General features: G+C 65.6%; 13 protein-coding genes. 8 read left to right on the top strand and 5 right to left on the bottom strand.

What is annotated here, in order from left to right; genetic code table 11:
• Positions 1–3: 3 nt before the first annotated feature.
• Positions 4–1,143 carry an efflux RND transporter periplasmic adaptor subunit gene (locus tag F623_RS0100140; RefSeq protein WP_018868712.1) on the top strand — a complete coding sequence of 380 codons (1,140 nt, stop codon included), beginning with the start codon at positions 4–6 and terminating at the stop codon, positions 1,141–1,143.
• A complete protein-coding gene (locus tag F623_RS0100145; protein ID WP_018868711.1) occupies positions 1,140–4,235 on the top strand; it encodes an efflux RND transporter permease subunit in 3,096 nt (1,031 codons plus the stop codon). Before F623_RS0100140 ends, F623_RS0100145 begins: the two co-directional genes overlap by 4 nt.
• On the opposite strand, the gene F623_RS0100150 is transcribed toward F623_RS0100145, so the two are convergent.
• On the bottom strand, positions 4,230–5,309 hold the full coding sequence (locus F623_RS0100150; protein WP_018868710.1) for an EAL domain-containing protein: 1,080 nt from the start codon (positions 5,307–5,309) through the stop codon (positions 4,230–4,232). The genes F623_RS0100145 and F623_RS0100150 overlap by 6 nt on opposite strands.
• Positions 5,310–5,415: 106 nt before the next feature.
• On the opposite strand from F623_RS0100150, the gene msrB reads away from it, so the two are divergent.
• Together msrB and F623_RS0100160 are read left to right on the top strand one after the other, a co-directional pair.
• Positions 5,416–5,811: a peptide-methionine (R)-S-oxide reductase MsrB gene (msrB, locus tag F623_RS0100155; protein WP_018868709.1), complete on the top strand. Its 396-nt coding sequence runs from the start codon at positions 5,416–5,418 to the stop codon at positions 5,809–5,811.
• A 30-nt stretch (positions 5,812–5,841) separates the two neighbouring features.
• A complete protein-coding gene (locus F623_RS0100160; RefSeq protein ID WP_018868708.1) occupies positions 5,842–7,041 on the top strand; it encodes an MFS transporter in 1,200 nt (399 codons plus the stop codon).
• Between the two features lie 66 nt (positions 7,042–7,107).
• Here F623_RS0100160 and F623_RS0100165 read toward each other — a convergent pair whose 3' ends face one another.
• From F623_RS0100165 to gshA, 4 genes are all read right to left on the bottom strand, one after another.
• Positions 7,108–10,266 (bottom strand): efflux RND transporter permease subunit, encoded by a 3,159-nt coding sequence (locus F623_RS0100165; protein ID WP_018862688.1) that lies wholly within the window; start codon positions 10,264–10,266, stop codon positions 7,108–7,110.
• Positions 10,263–11,378, bottom strand: a complete 1,116-nt coding sequence (locus F623_RS0100170) for an efflux RND transporter periplasmic adaptor subunit (protein WP_018868707.1) — start codon at positions 11,376–11,378, stop codon at positions 10,263–10,265. The genes F623_RS0100165 and F623_RS0100170 overlap by 4 nt, the downstream gene beginning before the upstream one ends.
• A gap of 76 nt (positions 11,379–11,454) precedes the next feature.
• Positions 11,455–12,471, bottom strand: a complete 1,017-nt coding sequence (locus tag F623_RS0100175; RefSeq protein WP_026278783.1) for a glutathione S-transferase family protein — start codon at positions 12,469–12,471, stop codon at positions 11,455–11,457.
• A 133-nt stretch (positions 12,472–12,604) separates the two neighbouring features.
• Entirely contained in the window at positions 12,605–14,197 is a 1,593-nt protein-coding gene (gshA, locus tag F623_RS0100180; RefSeq protein ID WP_018868706.1) for a glutamate--cysteine ligase, read from the bottom strand.
• A gap of 147 nt (positions 14,198–14,344) precedes the next feature.
• On the opposite strand from gshA, the gene budA reads away from it, so the two are divergent.
• The 4 genes from budA (at position 14,345) to F623_RS0100200 (ending at position 17,107) form a co-directional block, all read left to right on the top strand.
• Entirely contained in the window at positions 14,345–15,157 is an 813-nt protein-coding gene (gene budA / locus F623_RS0100185) for an acetolactate decarboxylase (protein ID WP_026278782.1), read from the top strand.
• Positions 15,158–15,286: 129 nt separating this feature from the next.
• A complete protein-coding gene (locus F623_RS12780) occupies positions 15,287–16,189 on the top strand; it encodes a helix-turn-helix domain-containing protein (RefSeq protein ID WP_051074687.1) in 903 nt (300 codons plus the stop codon).
• Between the two features lie 74 nt (positions 16,190–16,263).
• On the top strand, positions 16,264–16,620 hold the full coding sequence (locus F623_RS0100195) for a group 1 truncated hemoglobin (protein ID WP_018862682.1): 357 nt from the start codon (positions 16,264–16,266) through the stop codon (positions 16,618–16,620).
• Positions 16,621–16,639: 19 nt separating this feature from the next.
• Complete coding sequence (locus F623_RS0100200) at positions 16,640–17,107, top strand: DUF302 domain-containing protein (RefSeq protein WP_018862681.1); 468 nt, start codon at positions 16,640–16,642, stop codon at positions 17,105–17,107.
• Positions 17,108–17,203 lie beyond the last annotated feature (96 nt).

The raw sequence follows: 17,203 nt of genomic DNA on the forward strand, positions 1-17,203 counted from the left end.
GACATGAAGGCCTCCCGCGCCGTATGCCGTCGCCGCGTTCTGCGGCGGACCCTGGGCCTCCTCGCGCTGGGCGGGGTGGCAATCGTGACCGTCTGGAGCGCGACGGACCGGCTGTCGGAACGGTTTTCTCCCGAGGCTGCGCGCGCGGCGCCACCACCGGCCGTGACCACAATCTCCGCAGAACCCACGGGAGTCACACTCTACAGCGCTGCCTATCGGGGCAGCATCGAGACCCGCGACGAAACCACCGTCTCGGCAAGAGTCACCGCCCGGGTGCTTGAAAGCCACCTGAACGCCGGGGACTGGGTCGAGGAGGATGAAGTCCTGGTGCGCATGGACACCGACGAGACGCGCCTGGAGGTCCAGCAGCGCGAGGCCGCCGAACAGCGCCTGGACGGAGAACGCGCCACCGCCCAGCGCAACCTCGATCGCCAGCAGGACCTCTTTTCCCGGGATCTGATTCCGGAAAGTGAAATCGACGACGCTCGCCAGCGCGTCGCCACACTGGAGGCCCAACTCCGCGAAAACCGGTCAGCACTGGAACTGGCCCGCAAACGCCTGGAGTACACAACGGAGCGGGCCCCCTTCACCGCCCAGGTTCGGCGCACGCATGTCCGCCCTGGCGATCTCGCGGCTTCGGGACAGCCCTTGATCGAACTGGTGGGCCTCGCGGATCTGCATGCGGTTCTGCGCGTGCCGGAGCGCGACACCTTGCTACTCAAGCCGGGTCTGGACGTCGAGTTGACCATCCCCGCGCTGGATCATGCCGTCACGTCCCGGCTTGACCGGGTCTACCCCACGCTGGACACCAACCGGCGTAGCGGGAGCTTTGAGACGAGGTTACCCGAACCACCGGAGGCCCTGCGCCCCGGCATGGCCGTACAAGCACGGGTCGTCCTAGAACATCTGGACCACGCCATCCGGGTACCGGCCCATGCCATCTGGAGCGACGCCAAGGGCCAATGGGTCTATCGGCTGGAAGACGGACGCGCCTACCACACGGACGTGGTGACACGGTCCTTGCCGAATGGAGAACGGGCGATTCTCGAGGGCGTCGAGCCCGGTGACCGCATCATCGTGACCCCGGATCGCCGGATCCAGGACGGGATGCCCGTGCACGCCGTGGACGACAGCCCCCGATGACCTGGGTCGAAGGCCTCCTGCGGTATCGGCACACAGTGCTGGCCCTTCTGGCTGCCGTTCTGATCCTGGGCCTGCAGGCGCGCTTCGACTTGCCCGTCCAGCTCTTTCCCGACACCGACCCGCCGACCGTCACGGTCATCACGGAATACCCCGGCATGGCGGCCCTGGATGTCGATCGTGAACTCACACGCCTGCTGGAGGAGGAGTTTGCCAGCCTCGACGGCGTCACCCGGATCAGCTCCTCTAGCCAGACCGGGCTGTCCGTGGCACGGGTGGAATTCGACTACGGCATCACTAGCGCTTTTGCCGCCGTGGACGTCCAGAACGCCGTCGGCCGGTTGCGCCCGGACCTGCCCGCCACCATCGAAGAACCGCAGATCCTGGAGTTCTCCACCGCCGACAAGCCAATCGTCACCATCGCCTTGACCAGCGACATCCTGACGCTCGACGCGATCCGCGAGCAGGCCGACAACGCGATACGGGAACGGCTCGAATGGGTCCCCGGCGTCGCCGCGATCGACGTGGTCGGCGGGCACAAGAGGGAACTTCATGTTGCGCTCGATCCCGAGCGCACCGAGGCCCTCGGGATCGACATGCCCCAGGTACTGGAGGCCCTCGACGACTGGAATCTCATGGCGCCGGGCGGTCGTGTCCGCATCGGTGAACTCGAGAGTGTGGTGCGGTTCGATGCGCCGCTGCGAAGCGAGGCCGATGCACGCGAGATCATCCTCGTCGCGGACGGCGATACGCGTGTGCGCCTGGGCGATATCGCCCGAGTCCGTCTGGAGCCCGGCGAGCCCCGCTCGGCCTACCGTCATGACGGCCAGGCAGCGATCGCCGTGCAGGTGCTGCGGCGGGACGATGCCAACACGGTGGAGGTGGCCGCACGGGTGCGCGAGGCGCTGGAACCCCTGCGCGATGCCACGCCCGAGCTGAATATCGTCGTCGCCGACGATGATTCGGTGTTCACCGAGAAAGTGATCGCCGACATGACCCAAACTGTGATGATCGCCATCGCCCTGACGATGGTGATCGTCCTGCTTTTTCTCGCCGATCTGCGTCAGGCCGGGATCATCGCCCTCTCCATTCCGGCGGCGTTCCTGGCGACCTTCGGCCTGATGCAACTGGCCGGCCTGGATCTGAACATGGTCACCATGTCGGCGCTGATCCTGGCGATCGGCCTGCTGGTCGATGACGGCATCGTGATCCTCGAGAACATCCACCGTCACCTGGACGAAGAGGGCCATCCCCCGCGCCAAGCGGCCATCCAGGGGGTCGGCGAGGTCTTCGGCGCCAAGTTGGGCGGCACCCTGACCACCCTCGGCGTACTGCTGCCCCTGGCATTCATGGGCGGCTTTATCGGAGAGCTGTTCCGGCCCCTCGCGCTGACCCTGGCCTTCGCCCTGAGCGCATCATTCCTGATGGCCGTCACCCTGATCCCGCTGCTGGCCACTTATTGGTTGCGGCCGGCCAACTCCACCGCCACCCCGCGCTGGCGGGAGACCCTGGAGGCACCGGCACGCGGCGTCCGTCACCTCTATCTGGACGTGCTTACCCTGGCGCTACAGCGTCCGCTGGCGACGCTGGTGGTGGCGGTCATGCTACTGGCCCTCAGCCTGGGCATGCTCCGCATGACTGGGAGCGAGATGCTGCCGCGTTTCGACTCGGGCAGTTTCCAGGTTCTGGTCGACATGGCGCCGGGCACCCGGCTCGAGACCACGCTGGAAACGCTGGAACCCGTCGAGCGGTATCTGGCCGAACACGAATACGTCGTGGATGTCAGCAGCCAGTTCGGCCACGAAGCCGGCGCCCGCTCCATGGGCGACCGCGGCGCCATGGGCGTCAATCAGGCCGAAATCACGGTAACGCTGGTGCCGCGCACGCAACGCCCCCTCACACAGTGGGAGATCATGGACGACGTGCGCCAGCGCCTGGAGGCCACCCCGGGCGTAACCCTGGCCGTACCCCGGGAACTCGGCGGCACCGCGCGCTCGTCAACCGCCGCCCCGATTATCGCCCGGATCAGGGGCGAGCAGGCGCAAAGCCTAGACCGCACGGCGAGCGAACTACTGGACCATCTTGCCGGCATCCCCGGGATCACCGACCTGTACAAGGACTGGGCCCTCGACACGCCCGAGGTGCGCGTCCGTGTCGACCATGACCGGGCAGCCGAGCTCGGTCTGACCGGGGCCGGGCTCGCGCGCTCGGTCCACCAGGCCATGGACGGCGCCGTGGCCACACGCTTCCGCCAGCCACCAAAGCGGGACCTGGACGTAGTCGTGCGCTACCAAGCCTCGGACCGCCGCTATCCGGAAGACTTGGAGGGCATCCTGCTGCCCACCCGCGAGGGACCGGTCGCCCTCGGCGAAATCGCAAGCCTTGAACATACCCTCGGCCCGCGCATTGTCACACGGGAGAACGGCCAGCGGACCCTGGACATCCTCGGCTTTCACCTGGGACGCCCACTGTCCGAGGTGGTGGCTGACGTGCAGCAGCGCCTGGACACGTTCACCGCCCCGGATGGCTATCCGGCGACGCTCGCTGGCGAGCAGGCGGACTTCGACGAGGCCCGTGACCACATGATGCGCGCGCTGCTGCTGGCCGCCCTGGCCGTCTACCTCCTGCTGGTCGTTCAGTTCCGCAGCTTTGCCCACCCGGTCATCATCATGACCGCCATTCCGTTGCAGTTCATCGGCGTAGTCGCGGCACTGCTGATCGCCGGGAAGTACGTATCCATGCCGGCGCTGCTCGGGATCATCCTGCTGATCGGCATCGTGGTGAACAACAGCATCATCCTGCTCGACCTGGCCCGACATCGACTGGCCGAGGGCCTGGACGTATACGCCGCCGTCACCGAGGCGGTGGAAACCCGCATGCGCCCCATCATGATGACCGCCCTGTCCACGATCGCCGGCATGCTGCCGCTGGCGTTGGAAATGGCGGTCGGGGCAGAGCGGTTCTCTCCAATCGCTACCGTAATCATCGGCGGCATCCTGGCCGCAACCCTGCTAACGCTGGTGGTGATTCCGGCCCTGTTCGTGCTGCTGCATCGGTTTGGGCCCGAGCTCCGCACCTCCAGGCAAGCGCTATGAGGCGTCCGGATGTGCGGGCATGGGTGGCTCGGCGGCCGGACGGGCGAACAGGTATCCCTGGCAGTAGTCGACCTGGTCCCTGAGCCAGCGCCACTCCTCGACCGTCTCGATACCCTCGGCGACGGTCTTGATCTCGAGCTCGCGCGCCAGTTCGACGATCTTGCCGAGAATCTTCTGCTGATAAATATCACCGTCGATGCCACTCACCAGCTGGCGGTCGATCTTCACGTAGTCCGGGCGCAGTTGCGACAGCATGTTCAGCGAGGCATACCCCGCACCCAGGTCGTCCAAGGCCACCTGGAAACCCGCGCGGCGATAGCGATCGACAATGCGCGAGAGGTGGTCCACATCGGTGACATAGTCGCTCTCGATTACCTCGAACACGAAGCCGCTCGGGCCATCTCCCTCCGGACGCGACAGGATCTCGCGAACGGTCGTCTCCAGACAGAACGCCGGGTCGTAAATCGCCGTGGGATTGAAATTGATGAACAGCCGGCTCCCGATCCCGCGCTCGGTGGCGCGGCGGATCGCGTTGATCCGCGCCGAACGATCGAGGTGAAACAGCAGCTCGGCCGCACGCGCCGTCTTGAACAGCTCGTTGGGTGCAATCACGTCACCGCCGAGGGTCCGCGCCCGTACCAGTGCCTCGTAGGCAAAGACTTCGCCGGGGGCAGCTGCATGCACGATCGGCTGAAAATGAAAATCCAGGGCGTCAGTATCCAGAATCGCCGCCAGATCGCGGGCGTTGTGGCGTGCGATCAGCGTCGACAGCAAGTGAGTGTCCTGCAGATGGGCGAGGCTGAACGTCTCGCCCCCAGGTACAAAGGTTGCCCGACAACCGGATTGCTCCGAACCGCTCAGGGTCTGCTCCAGACGCGCCAGTGTGTCGCCCAGCCCCCCGTCACCCTTCACGGGCATCGCGAGGATGCCCGATACGGGTTCGGTACAGGGCCATTGCTCTTCGACTAAGCGGCTGCGCAAGGCGGCACGCGTATGCGCCAGAACCGGCGCGAGATACAGAGTGCCGGATTCTATCGGCAGAAGATTGATACGTTCGCAATCCGGGCAACCCACGACCACCTCCCGCGGTCCATCGTGTCCAGGTCGAGACGGCCCGGGCAGTGCTACGATCCCGGACATTGTCAGTGTCTAAGCACCATAGCACCCCCCGGAGGCTGCCATGAACAACCCAGACCCTTCCGACAACGACCTGCGCGCACGCCTGACCCCGGAGCAGTACCGGATTGCTCGCGAAGGCGGAACCGAACGCCCATTCACCGGGGTCTATCACGACCACAAGGGCGATGGCATCTATCACTGCGTGGCCTGCGGCGCCGCTCTGTTCGACTCCACCACCAAGTTCGATTCCGGCTCCGGCTGGCCCAGCTACACGGCCCCGGCCGCGCCCGACGCGGTCACCGAACACCGCGACCGTTCGCTGGGCATGGAGCGTACGGAGGTCCGCTGCGCGGGCTGCGACTCGCACCTGGGGCACGTCTTTCCCGACGGCCCGCCCCCGACCGGTCTGCGCTACTGCATCAACTCGGCCGTGCTCGATTTTCGCCCACGCGGTTAAATCGGCTTCACCCCAGTGGAAAGGAATCCCGTGTCGCCTTCGATCACCCCGCGCGAACGCGTGAATGTCCTGCTGCTGGCCACGGCACAGGCCCTGTTCCTGATCGCCGCGGTCACGGTAATGACCCTGAGCGGCGTGGTCGGCGAACGCCTGGCGGCCGATCCGACCCTGGCCACCCTGCCGGTCGCCGCGATGATGGTCGGCACCCTGATCACTACCCTGCCGGCCTCGCTGTTCATGAAGCGCTTCGGGCGGCGCACCGGCTTCCTGCTGGGCACCAGCGTGGGCGGGGCCGGCGGCGCCGCACTAGCCACGGCCGGCGTCTTCGCCGAGGCCTTCTGGCTGTTCGTGCTCGGCAATCTGCTGCTGGGGGCCTACCAGGCGTTCGCGATGTACTACCGCTTTGCCGCAGCCGACGTGGCCAGCCCCGCGTTCCGCCCGCGCGCGATTTCGCTGGTGATGGCCGGCGGGGTCGTGGCCGCCTTCCTCGGCCCCTGGAACGCCCACCACGCCCAGGCCCTGTTGCCGGGCACACCGGAGGCCGGCCCCTACCTGGTCCTCGGCGCCCTGGCCCTGCTGGCGATGGCGCTGCTGGCCTGGCTGCGCGTGCCTGCGCCGCCGCCGGAGGAACGCGGGCCGGCCCGGCCAATGGGCGAGATCCTGCCGCAGGGGCGTTTCCTCGTGGCCCTCACCTCTGCCGCATTGGGCTATGCGGTCATGGTGCTGCTGATGACGGCGACGCCGCTGGCCATGCGCCAGGCGGGATTCGAAATGGCCCAGATCGCACTGGTGATGCAGTGGCATGTGCTCGGGATGTTCGCGCCCTCATTCGTGACCGGCCACCTGATCACCCGCTTCGGGGTCACCCGCATACTGGCACTCGGCAATGCACTGGTGCTGTTCAGCGTGGCGATCGCCGCGCACGGGGAGACGCTGGGGCATTTCTGGCTGGCGCTGTTTCTGCTGGGGGTCGGCTGGAACTTCCTGTTCATTGGCGGCAGTACGCTGCTGACCACCACGCATACCGCCACCGAGAAAGGCAAGGTCCAGGGGGTGAACGACCTGACCATCTTCACGCTGGTTACCGCCGGCTCGCTGCTGGCCGGGGCGCTGCTGCGGCCACTGGGCTGGGACGGCCTGAACCTGGCCATGCTGTCGGTCGTCGCGCTGCTGACCATTGCCATCGCCTGGCTCTGGTTCGACGACACCCGCGCCCCGGCGCGCACCTGAAACGCCGAACGCGAACGCCGAACCAGGGACCAGCCTCAACAAGGCAGGTGGCCCCGCAACGGGAAATCAGGGTTCGGCGCGGGGGGCGGATGAGGCTCGTGCGCCATGGCGTTCGCCGTCGACGTCGGTGACTTCGGCGTCGAGGTCGTGCAGGCGGCGGGTGGTCGCCAGCGGCGAGGTGGTGCCGCGCGCGACCAGGCTGTAGGCCGCCGGGATCACGAACAGCGTAAACAGCGTGGCAAACAGCACACCGGAGAACACCGCCACCCCGATCACGAAGCGCGTCTCCTCGCCCGGCCCGGAGGCCAGAATCAGCGGAATCGACCCGGCCACGGTGGTCAGCGCGGTCATCAGCACCGGCCGCAGGCGCATCCGCGCCGCCTCGACCACAGCGGTGTCGAAGTCGCGCCCGCGGTCACGCAGCTGGTTGGCGAACTCGACAATCAGGATGCCGTTCTTGGCCGCCAGCCCGATCAGCATGACCATGCCGATCTGGCTGTAGATATTCAGGGTCTGGCCGGTCAGATGCAGCCCAAGTAATGCCCCGACCACCGCGAGTGGCACGGTCAGCATGATCACAAACGGGTGCACGAAGCTCTCGAACTGGGCGGCCAGCACCAGAAACACCACCAGCAGCGCCAGTGCAAAGACGAACAGGATCGCCTCGGAGCCCGTGCGCAGGTCCAGCGACTCGCCCTTGTAGTCGATCCCTGCGTCGGCCGGGAGCAGCTCGGCGGCCTTGGCATCGAGGGCATCCAGGGCCTGGCCAAGCGTCATCCCGTCCTGCAGGCCAGCAGTCAGGGTGACCGAGCGGGCCCGGTTGTAACGCTCCAGCGACGAGGGACCGGCAAACTCTTCGTAGGTGACCAGGCTCGACAGCGGCACCATGGAGCCGGCCGCCGAACGCACGTAGAGGTTGTCGATATCCCCCGGGGTGCGGCGCTGGTCGGTCAGGCCCTCAATGATCACGTCGTACTCCTCGCCGCGATCGACAAAGGTGGTCACGTCGCGACCCCCGAGCACGATGTCGAGCGTGCGTCCGACATCGCGCATGGATACGCCGAGGTCGCCGGCGCGATCGCGGTCCAGGCGCACGTTGATCTGTGGCTGCGTGGGCTCGTAGTCGAGGTCCACGCGGGTCAGCCCGTCGATGCCCTCGGCCGCCTCACGCATGATCTCGCCCCATTCCTCGAGGGTGTCGTAGTCCGGCCCGGAGATCACGAACTGTACTGGCGGACCAATGCGCCCGCGCGAAAGGCCCTGGCGCATGACCACCCTCGCCTCGACCCCCGGCATCTCTTCGATAATCGCCCGGAGCTCGTCGATCACCTCCTGCCCCGACATGTCGCGGTCATCCCAGTGTTCGAGGATGGCAATCACGAAACCGTTGTTCATCAGCTCCGACCCGCCGAATCCTCGGGGCGTGCGCACCAGGGCCCGGCGAATGGGGCCGTCTTCGATCAGTGGCTGGATGCGAGTCTCGATCTCGGCCATCTGTCGGCTCATGTAGTCGAAGTTGGCACCTTCGGGACCGTCCACCATCACGAAGAAGGCGCCGCGATCCTCATGCGGCGCGAACTCTTCGGGCAGGGTGTCAAACAGGTACCAGGCCGCCGCGAGCACCAGGGCGAGGATCGGGACGATCAGCCAGGCTCCCTTCAGTCCGATCTGCAACACACGCCCGTAACCGCGTTCCAGGTAGGAAAAGCCACGGCTGATAAAGCGCGCCGCGCCGGTGTCGTCGTCGCCCTTGTGCATCAGGCGCCCAGACAGCACCGGCGCGAGGGTGAGTGCGACCACACTGGAGAAGAACACGGCGATCGCCATCGCGATCGCGAACTCGGTGAACAGGCGCCCGACCGTGCCCTCAAGGAAGGCCAGCGGCACGAACACCGCGATCAGCACCGAGGTAGTCGCAACGATGGCGAACCCTACCTGCCCGGCGCCGCGATAGGCGGCCAGCAGGCCGGGTTCGCCACGCTCGATGCGGCGGTGGATGTTCTCCAGCATCACGATGGAGTCATCCACCACCAACCCGACCGCAAGCACCAGCGCCAGCAGGGTCAGCAGGTTGACCGAGAACCCGAACAGGTTGATACCGATAAATGCCGCCGTGATTGCCACGGGCACCGTGACCGCCGGGATGAGAGTCGCCCGCCAGCTCCCCAGGAACAACCAGATCACGAACACCACCGCTGCGGTTGCCACGGCCAGGGTGATGTAGACCTCGCGGATCGCCCCCTCGATGAACACCGACTCGTCGTAGGTAGTCACCAGCGAGGTGCCTTCCGGCAGACTGTCCTGCAGATCGGCGGCCAGGGCCTTGACCCCGTTGGCGACCTCGAGCACGTTGGCATTGGACTGGCGGATGATCCCCAGCCCAATCATGTCCTCGCCATTGCCGCGAAATTCGCTGCGCTCGGTGTCCGCGCCAATATTCACGTCGGCGACGTCGCCCAGCCGGACCAGCTGCCCGTCCTCACCGCGCTTGAGCACGAGACTGGCGAAGTCCTCCGGTGTTCGATACTGGCGATCGACGCGGACCGTGAACTCCCGTTCGACCGATTCCAGACGCCCGGCCGGCAGTTCGACGTTCTCCTGTTCCAGTGCGTCGGCGATGTCGGTCACGGTCAATTCGCGCGCGGCCAGGGCCTCGCGATCGGCCCAGATCCGCATGGCATAACTGCGCGCGCCACCTCGCCGAACCAGCGCGACACCATCGACTACCGAGATGCGATCAATAAGATTGCGTTCGGCGTAATCCGCCAGTTCCAGGGCGTCCATCGTTGTGCTGGACAGATTGAGCCAGAGGATCGGGTTGGCATCGGCATCCGCCTTGGTCACCTCCGGCGGATCGATATCCTCGGGCAGATCCCGCATCGCACGACTCACCGCCTCGCGCACGTCGTTGGCGGCCGCGTCCAGGTCGCGATTCAGGTTGAACTCGATGGTGATGCGGGACTGCCCGTCCTCGCTGGAGGACTCGACAAAGCGTATGCCTTCGATCCCCGCCACCCGGTCTTCCAGCCGCTGAGTGACCTCGCGTTCAATGATCTCGCCGCTGGCACCGGGGTACACCGTATTGATCGTGACCACTGGCGGGTCCACGTCGGGGTACTCGCGCAGCGGCAGGTTGTCGTAGGCGATCAGGCCGAAAGTGATCAGCAGCAGATTGAAGACAATCGCCAGGACCGGACGGCGGTTGGCGACATCCGAGATGATCATTGCACGGTGCCGGCCTCGCCGGTTTCCAGTACCTCGGGCACACGCGGCGGCAGCACACGCACGGACTGCCCGTCACGCACCCTGGACACGCCCTCGGAGACAACCACATCCCCACTTTCCACCCCGGAGAGCACCTCGGCAGAACCCGGCATACGTCGACCGATGCGAATGCGCACGCGCTCTACCGTGCCGTCATCCAGATAGCGGAAGGTGAAGTGCTGATCCGCAACCTGCTGAACCGCGCCCTCGGGGATAGCCACGCGTTCCACCGGGTCCAGCGATAGACGCATGTTGACCAGCATTCCCGGACGCAAAATGAGCTCGGGGTTGTCCACGGTCGCGCGCACCGTCAGCGTGCGGGTCGCCACATCAATGCGGTTACTCACCGCCGAGACCTGGCCCTCGAATGCGCCGACCGCACTGCGTCCGAAAACCGTGCTGCCCAGTGGGATCGCGGCTGCATGCCGCTCGGGTACGGCAAAGTCGATCCTCACCCGCTCGATATCGTCCAGTTCCGCAATCGGGGTTCCGGGGCTCACCAGTGACCCAGGGCTTACCTGGCGCATACCCAGCCGGCCGGCAAACGGGGCACGGATCGTACGATTGGCCACGCGCGCCTCGGCGGCCGCCAGCCGGGCTTCGGCCTCGCTCAGGCGCGAGCGCTGCTGATCGACCTGCTGCTGCGTCACGACGCCATCGGCTACACGATCCCGCACGCGTTCCAGTTCGCGCTCGGCGTCATCCACCTGTACCCGCGCCTCGCGCAGGGCCGCCTCGGCCTCGTCCGCGTCCAGGCGCACCAGGACCTGCCCGGCCTCGACCTCGTCGCCGTCGTCGAACAGGACCTCCACAACGCGCTCGGTCACGTTCGCCGTCACCAGCACCGACTCGTTGGCCCGGACGGTCCCCAGGGACTCCACGATGGTTTCGAAGGTCCGCGGTTGCACAGTCGAGGTCCGTACGGGGGTGCGACGATCCGTCTCCTCGGGTGCTTCGTCGGCGGCCTGCGCGTCACTGTTGGATTCCGGAAACTCGCCGTCGAACGCGTACCAGGCGGCCACGCCGAGCGCCACCACGGCCACCAACCCCAGCAACCAGCCAATCGCCTTCACCCAGCCAACCCCTCGATACAAAGGTGGCCCGGGCAAGGCCGGGCCACCGTGATCCGCGCCAATAGTGTAACGACCGTCACGTTTCCGCAGCGTTCCGAAGTCCGGCTGGGAGATCTCCCAGCGGCCGCCCGTGCGGGGCACCGTAATCGAGAGACGGCCCCTTCGGCACGATGCGGCTCGGATTCAGCATCGGGTGACTGCCGTAGTAGTGCGCCTTGATGTGGTCCATACGCACCGTCTCGGCCACGCCGGGACGCTGGTAGAGCATGCGCATATAGGCATGCAGATGCGGGAAGTCGATCAGACGCTGGCGGTTGCACTTGAAATGGCTGTAGTAGACCGGATCGAACCGCACCAGCGTGGTAAACAACCGCCAGTCGGCTTCGGTCAGCCTTTCGCCGACCAGGTAAGGCTGACGTGCAAGACGTTCCTCCAGCCAGTCCAGAGTCTCGAACAGGCGATCCCAGGCGGCCTCATAGGCCGCCTGGGTGCTCGCGAAACCCGAGCGGTAGACCCCGTTGTTCACGTTTTCGTAGATGCGGTCGTTGACCGCGTGGATCTCCTCGCGCAGGTCTTCCGGATAGAAATCCAGGGTGTTGCCGGTGATGTGGTCGAACGCGCTGTTGAACATGCGCACGAGATCCTCGGACTCGTTGTTCACGATGCGATCCGTCTTTTGGTCAAACAGTACCGGCACGGTCACGATGCCCGTGTATTTCGGGTCAGTTCGTGTGTAGAGCTCGTGCATGTAGCCGGAGCCGTGCACCCGGTCGCCGGTACAGCCGTCGCAGCCATCAAACGACCAGCCGGCGTCTCCCATGTAGTGGTGCACGACCGACAGCCCGATGTGCGACTCCAGCCCCTTGAGCTTGCGCAGGATCAACGCCCGATGCGCCCAGGGACAGGCATAGGACACATACAGGTGGTAACGCCCGGATTCGGCCGGGTAACCGCCCTCGCCCAGCGGCCCGGGTGCTCCATCGGCGGTCACGTAGTTGCGGTACTGCTGATCCTGGCGCACGAATTCGCCGCTGTCGTCGGATTCCTCCTCAAGCCAGCCTTCACGCAGTTCGCCATTCACCAAGAGACTCATCGGATTCCCCTGCTCGCCATGCCCCGCACTCACCGGGTCGGACGAACGATATCGACGGACCTCGATCATCCCATCGATTAAATCGAAATTTAATCGCGTTTATTTGCGCTGACAGTTCGCAAAAACCGAACGATCAAGCATCAACGGCACGCAAGGTCCCGGAGAAATAGCGCTCCAGGAACGTATCGAAGTCCAGGTTATCGCTCGCCTCAATCTCGGCTTGCTCGCCCAGGCTCTGGCGTGCCAGGGCCTCCAGCGTTTCGGCGCGCGGGAGCGGGCCGTTGAAGCGAAACGCCTCGCGGTGCTGTTCGGACAGGCGACGGGCGTAGCGGTAGAACCCCTCCTCGCGCGCCATCATGTCTTCCAGCATGCGCGCCGAGGGCGTCAGATCCGCCTGCTCCACCTTGCCCCACTGCTCGCTGAGCGCACGACGGTAGGGGTCGCCCGGCAATTCCTGGTCCAGGATGGCCGCCACTGGGCGCATCAGGGCGAGAAGTTCGCGGGACCACTGTTGCAAACCCACGGTACCGCCCGACCGACGCAACTCCAGTCCGGGGCGCCGCCCATAGTGCGCCACATCCAGCAGGTTTCGGTCGATCGCATCCAGCTCCCCATCGGCGAGCAATGGGCTGGGCTGCAGCAGGCAGGCCAGGGCGAACACTTCAAGAAAGCGCAGTTGGGTCTCGTCGACCCCCAACGGGTGCTGGGCATTAATGTCCACCGAGCGCAGCTCGACGTACTCGATGCCGCGGGCCTCCAGCGCATCGGTCGGCTTTTCGAAGCGCTCCAGCGGCTGCTTCGGGCGCACGGTGGAGTAGTATTCGTTTTCGATCTGCAGGATGTTGGCATTCAACTGGCGGTACTCGCCGTCGACCTTGACACCGATACGTTCCCACTCGGGGCTCGGTGTATTGATCGCACAACGCAGCGAGTCGACATAGCCGGCCAGGGAGTTGTAGTCCGCCTTGATTCCGGTATCGGCCTCCTTGCGGTTGGTGTAGCCGATATCACCCATGCGCAGGCTGGTCGCATGCGGCAGATAGGAGGTGTCGTCGTCGAATTCCTCCAGCACCGCCCCGTGGCCCTCGAGGAAGGAATTGCAAACGGCCGGCGAGGCCCCGAACAGGTATGGCACCAGCCAGCCAAAGCGGAGCAGATTGCGGATCATGCCCATCATGCGCTCGTCGCGGAACGCACGGCCGTCGGTTTCGCCCAGCACCCGCGCGAGCGCCGGCCAGAACTCGGGGCGCGGGGAGTAATTGAAGTGCACCCCGGCGATTACCTGCATCTTGCGCCCGTAGCGGTAGCCCAGCCCGATGCGATAGACCGTCTTCATGCGTCCGGCGTTGGACGTGCCGTATAGCGCAACCGGGATCGCGTTGTCATCAGCGGTCACGCACGGCATGGAAGTCGACCACAGCGTCTCGTCCCCGACATTGGCTGCCGCGAAGGCCTGCAAGTCATGCAGGAAGCCAAGCGTCTCGCGCACGTCCTCGAACGGCGGGGTGACCAGCTCCAGCAGGGCCTCGGAGTAGTCGGTGGTAATGAACGGGTGGGTCAACGCCGAGCCCAGAGCCACAGGGTGCGGCGTGCCCGCAGGCGAGCCCTCGGGACCCACGCGCAGGGTCTCCTTCTCCAGGCCAATGCGTCCGTGCAGGCCGATGCCCGCCAGGCGCTCCGCTAACTGCGCGACCAGTCCCTGCAGATTGCGTTCGTCGGTTCCCACTGGGGTGCGTTTCCTGCCTGTCTGCAAACCCGGCGAACATACCGGAATGCGCCCCCCGGGTCACATGCAACCGGCACGGGGTTGCGGGAAGCACCGCGCCCGCGCAACCTTGCCGGCAACCGTTTGCGCTGACCGGACGCCACCGAGATGTCCAGTAACAAGCTGCCCCCTGAATTAATGGAACGCCTGAATGCGCGGGCCCGCCGCGAGGGTGTGGATCCACAGGTCCTGCTCGAGCGCTGGCTGGAGACGCCGGCGACCGCCGCCAGCCTGTATGTCTCGGCCCCGGTGAACGCTCTGGTCGAGGGGCTTTATCGCGAGGACACGACGATCGCCGACATCCTCGATCGCGGCGATTTCGGGCTGGGTACCTTCAACGACCTCGACGGCGAGATGGTGGTCCTGGATGGCGAGGTCTTCCAGCTGCGTTCGGATGGCCGCGCCTACGCGGTCACACCGGAGACACGCACGCCCTTCGCCTGCGTCACGCGCTTTCGCCCGTGGAGCGAGGAAACCATCGATACCCCGATGGACTACGAAGGGCTGCTCGCCCTGTTCGACCGACTGATCCCGTCGCACAACATGGTCTACGCGATCCGGCTAGACGGCGTGTTCGATTACGTGCGCACCCGCTCGGTCCCGCGCCAGGATGCCTACCGGCCGCTGGTGGAGGTTGCCCGCGAACAGCCGGAATACGAATTCGAGGGCATCGAGGGCTCGATGGCCGGCTTCTGGACCCCCGAGTTCATGCAGTCGGTTGCGGTGCCCGGCTACCACCTGCATTTCGTGGACGCCGACCGCCGCTGCGGCGGTCACCTGCTGGAGGCCCGCCCGCGATCCATCCGTATCGCCCTGCAGCACCTCCCACGCGTGGACCTGGGCCTACCCATGACACTGGACTATCTGACCGCGGACCTGTCGCGGGACACATCCGAGGACCTGAACGAGGCCGAACACTGATCTGCTGTTCGGGATAATCGCCGAATCCTCCACCCCGTCCCCATTTATGCGGTAGCGCGTGGAACATTGGCCAAAACTGGCCTATATGGAACCTCCGGGGTGCCGACGATGCCACAAGATCCATGCAGCATGCTCGACTTCTTTGTTCGGGGGCGGAACACACCGTTCCTGAAGGAAGCGCGAGCGCGAACGGACCCACCGGTTCCGATGATCGAGAATGCCCATCCACCCGGGCGCATGAGCACGCCCCCGGTGCGCGAGCTGATGATCAGCGACACCTGCGGGCCGCCCTTTCGCTTTCGTTGCGATATCGGCGCCGGGGCTTTTTCCGGCTGGGCGCACCCGAAGGAGTTCGTGCTGATCGCCCCCAACGTTCCTACTTACTGCCAGATGCACGACCCCGCCAGGATGCGTTTTCTCGGCATACCTACGGAACTCGCCCGCGCTTGCCTGGAACGCGACCCCGATGACCCTCTGGATTTTGGTTCCCTGCATACCCGCGTGCAGGCCGACCCTCTGGTAAGCCAGGCCCTGGCGGCCCTGTGGCAGGAGATGGGCCGCCCGGACCCAGCGGCTCGCGTGTTTGTGGAGAGCATGATCGCCATACTGGTCATACGGCTGGCACGGCTGGCGGGGCAGAGCGCGGACGTCGACGTCCGGTGTGGCGGACTGGCACCCCACCATTCGACCCGCGTCGTCGAATACATGCGGGCACACCTTGATCAGCGCATCACCCTTTCTGAGCTCGCCGCGCTGTGCGACCTGTCGCCCTGGCATTTCGCCCGTGCCTTTCGCGCCACGCATGGGATCCCTCCGCACCGCTTTCTGATCGGGTTGCGCATACAGTGCGCCCTCGACCTCCTGGAACGGACTCCCCTTTCGATCGGCGCAGTCGCCTCGGAAGTCGGCTATTCCTCGCAGCAATTCGCGCGTCACTTCCGCGCGGTGACCGGCCTTAGCCCCGGTGCCTACCGAAAACGTGCAGGTGTCTGCGAATCCCGCCCCCGCGAAAACCGCAAGATCCGGTCCTGAAGCGCAAGATCGCAGCAGCGCCTTGTCCGGGAGCTGGCTAGTCTCACGGCAATCCCAATCGTTGGAGCCGGTTAATGACTTCCCTGTACGAACGCCTGGGCGGCGAGACAGGCATCCACGAACTCGCCAGCACCATCTTCGACAAGCACACGCAGAACGCCACCGTCCGCAAGCGCTACGTCGACACGGATCGCGATGAAGTGATTCGCCTGGTGACCGAATTCATCTGCAACGGTACCGGCGGCCCCCAGGCCTACAGCGGACGCGACATGCTGACCACCCATCGCGGCATGAACATCAGCGAAGAGGAATTCGTCGCGGTGGTCGACGACATCGTCGAGGCCCTCGACGAACACGAAGTCGGCCAGCGCGAGAAGGAGGAACTGCTGATGATCTCCTGGTCGCTGAAGCCGGAGATCGTGCGGGTCTGACATCACGGAGAAACGAACCATGACGACGCATTCACCTTTCACGGCCCTTGCCCTGTCCTTAGCCGCCGCCACGACCCTGGCCCTGACCGGCCCGGCGGTCGCTGCCGAACCCGACGACCACTTCATCATCCACGACGCCGAGCAACCGCGCGAACAACTGGCAGGAACGATTCGCGAGTTTGCCGAAAACGAAGAAGACTGGATCTTTCTGGCGAAGTTCGACCTGGCCGGTGGCGATATCACGGCACTGAAGGTCTGCTATCTGCCACTGGGCCCGGACATCGTGGATGCCGGACTGCACGTCGGCGCGATGATGCCCTGCGGCCACGTCGCTCTGTACGAGGAGAACGGCAACACGAAACTCTCTATGCTGCATCCGAAATTCATGACTACGCTGCAGCCGCATCCGAGTCTGGAGCGTGCGGTGGAACGGGCCGAACCGGCCTTCGAGGCGTTGCTGGACCATGCCCTGAACCAACGCCCGTGAGGCAATGCCGCCAGAGCCGCACGCCAGTAATCCGCGATGGGGCGGGCCATGCCTGGCAACAGACATGGCCCGCCCGGACACTCTCTGTCCGGAGAG

It is taken from the genome of Thioalkalivibrio sp. ALD1, assembly GCF_000381245.1.
Taxonomy (GTDB): domain Bacteria; phylum Pseudomonadota; class Gammaproteobacteria; order Ectothiorhodospirales; family Ectothiorhodospiraceae; genus Thioalkalivibrio.

What these genes read in the sequence shown, in the direction of transcription:
- F623_RS0100140 (WP_018868712.1), top strand. Translation starts at nt 4, where the DNA reads ATGAAGGCCTCCCGCGCCGTATGCCGTCGCCGCGTTCTGCGGCGGACC.
- F623_RS0100165 (WP_018862688.1), bottom strand. Translation starts at nt 10,266, where the DNA reads ATGATCATCTCGGATGTCGCCAACCGCCGTCCGGTCCTGGCGATTGTC.
- F623_RS0100200 (WP_018862681.1), top strand. Translation starts at nt 16,640, where the DNA reads ATGACGACGCATTCACCTTTCACGGCCCTTGCCCTGTCCTTAGCCGCC.
- F623_RS0100195 (WP_018862682.1), top strand. Translation starts at nt 16,264, where the DNA reads ATGACTTCCCTGTACGAACGCCTGGGCGGCGAGACAGGCATCCACGAA.
- F623_RS0100175 (WP_026278783.1), bottom strand. Translation starts at nt 12,471, where the DNA reads ATGAGTCTCTTGGTGAATGGCGAACTGCGTGAAGGCTGGCTTGAGGAG.
- F623_RS12780 (WP_051074687.1), top strand. Translation starts at nt 15,287, where the DNA reads ATGCTCGACTTCTTTGTTCGGGGGCGGAACACACCGTTCCTGAAGGAA.
- msrB (WP_018868709.1), top strand. Translation starts at nt 5,416, where the DNA reads ATGAACAACCCAGACCCTTCCGACAACGACCTGCGCGCACGCCTGACC.
- budA (WP_026278782.1), top strand. Translation starts at nt 14,345, where the DNA reads ATGTCCAGTAACAAGCTGCCCCCTGAATTAATGGAACGCCTGAATGCG.
- F623_RS0100145 (WP_018868711.1), top strand. Translation starts at nt 1,140, where the DNA reads ATGACCTGGGTCGAAGGCCTCCTGCGGTATCGGCACACAGTGCTGGCC.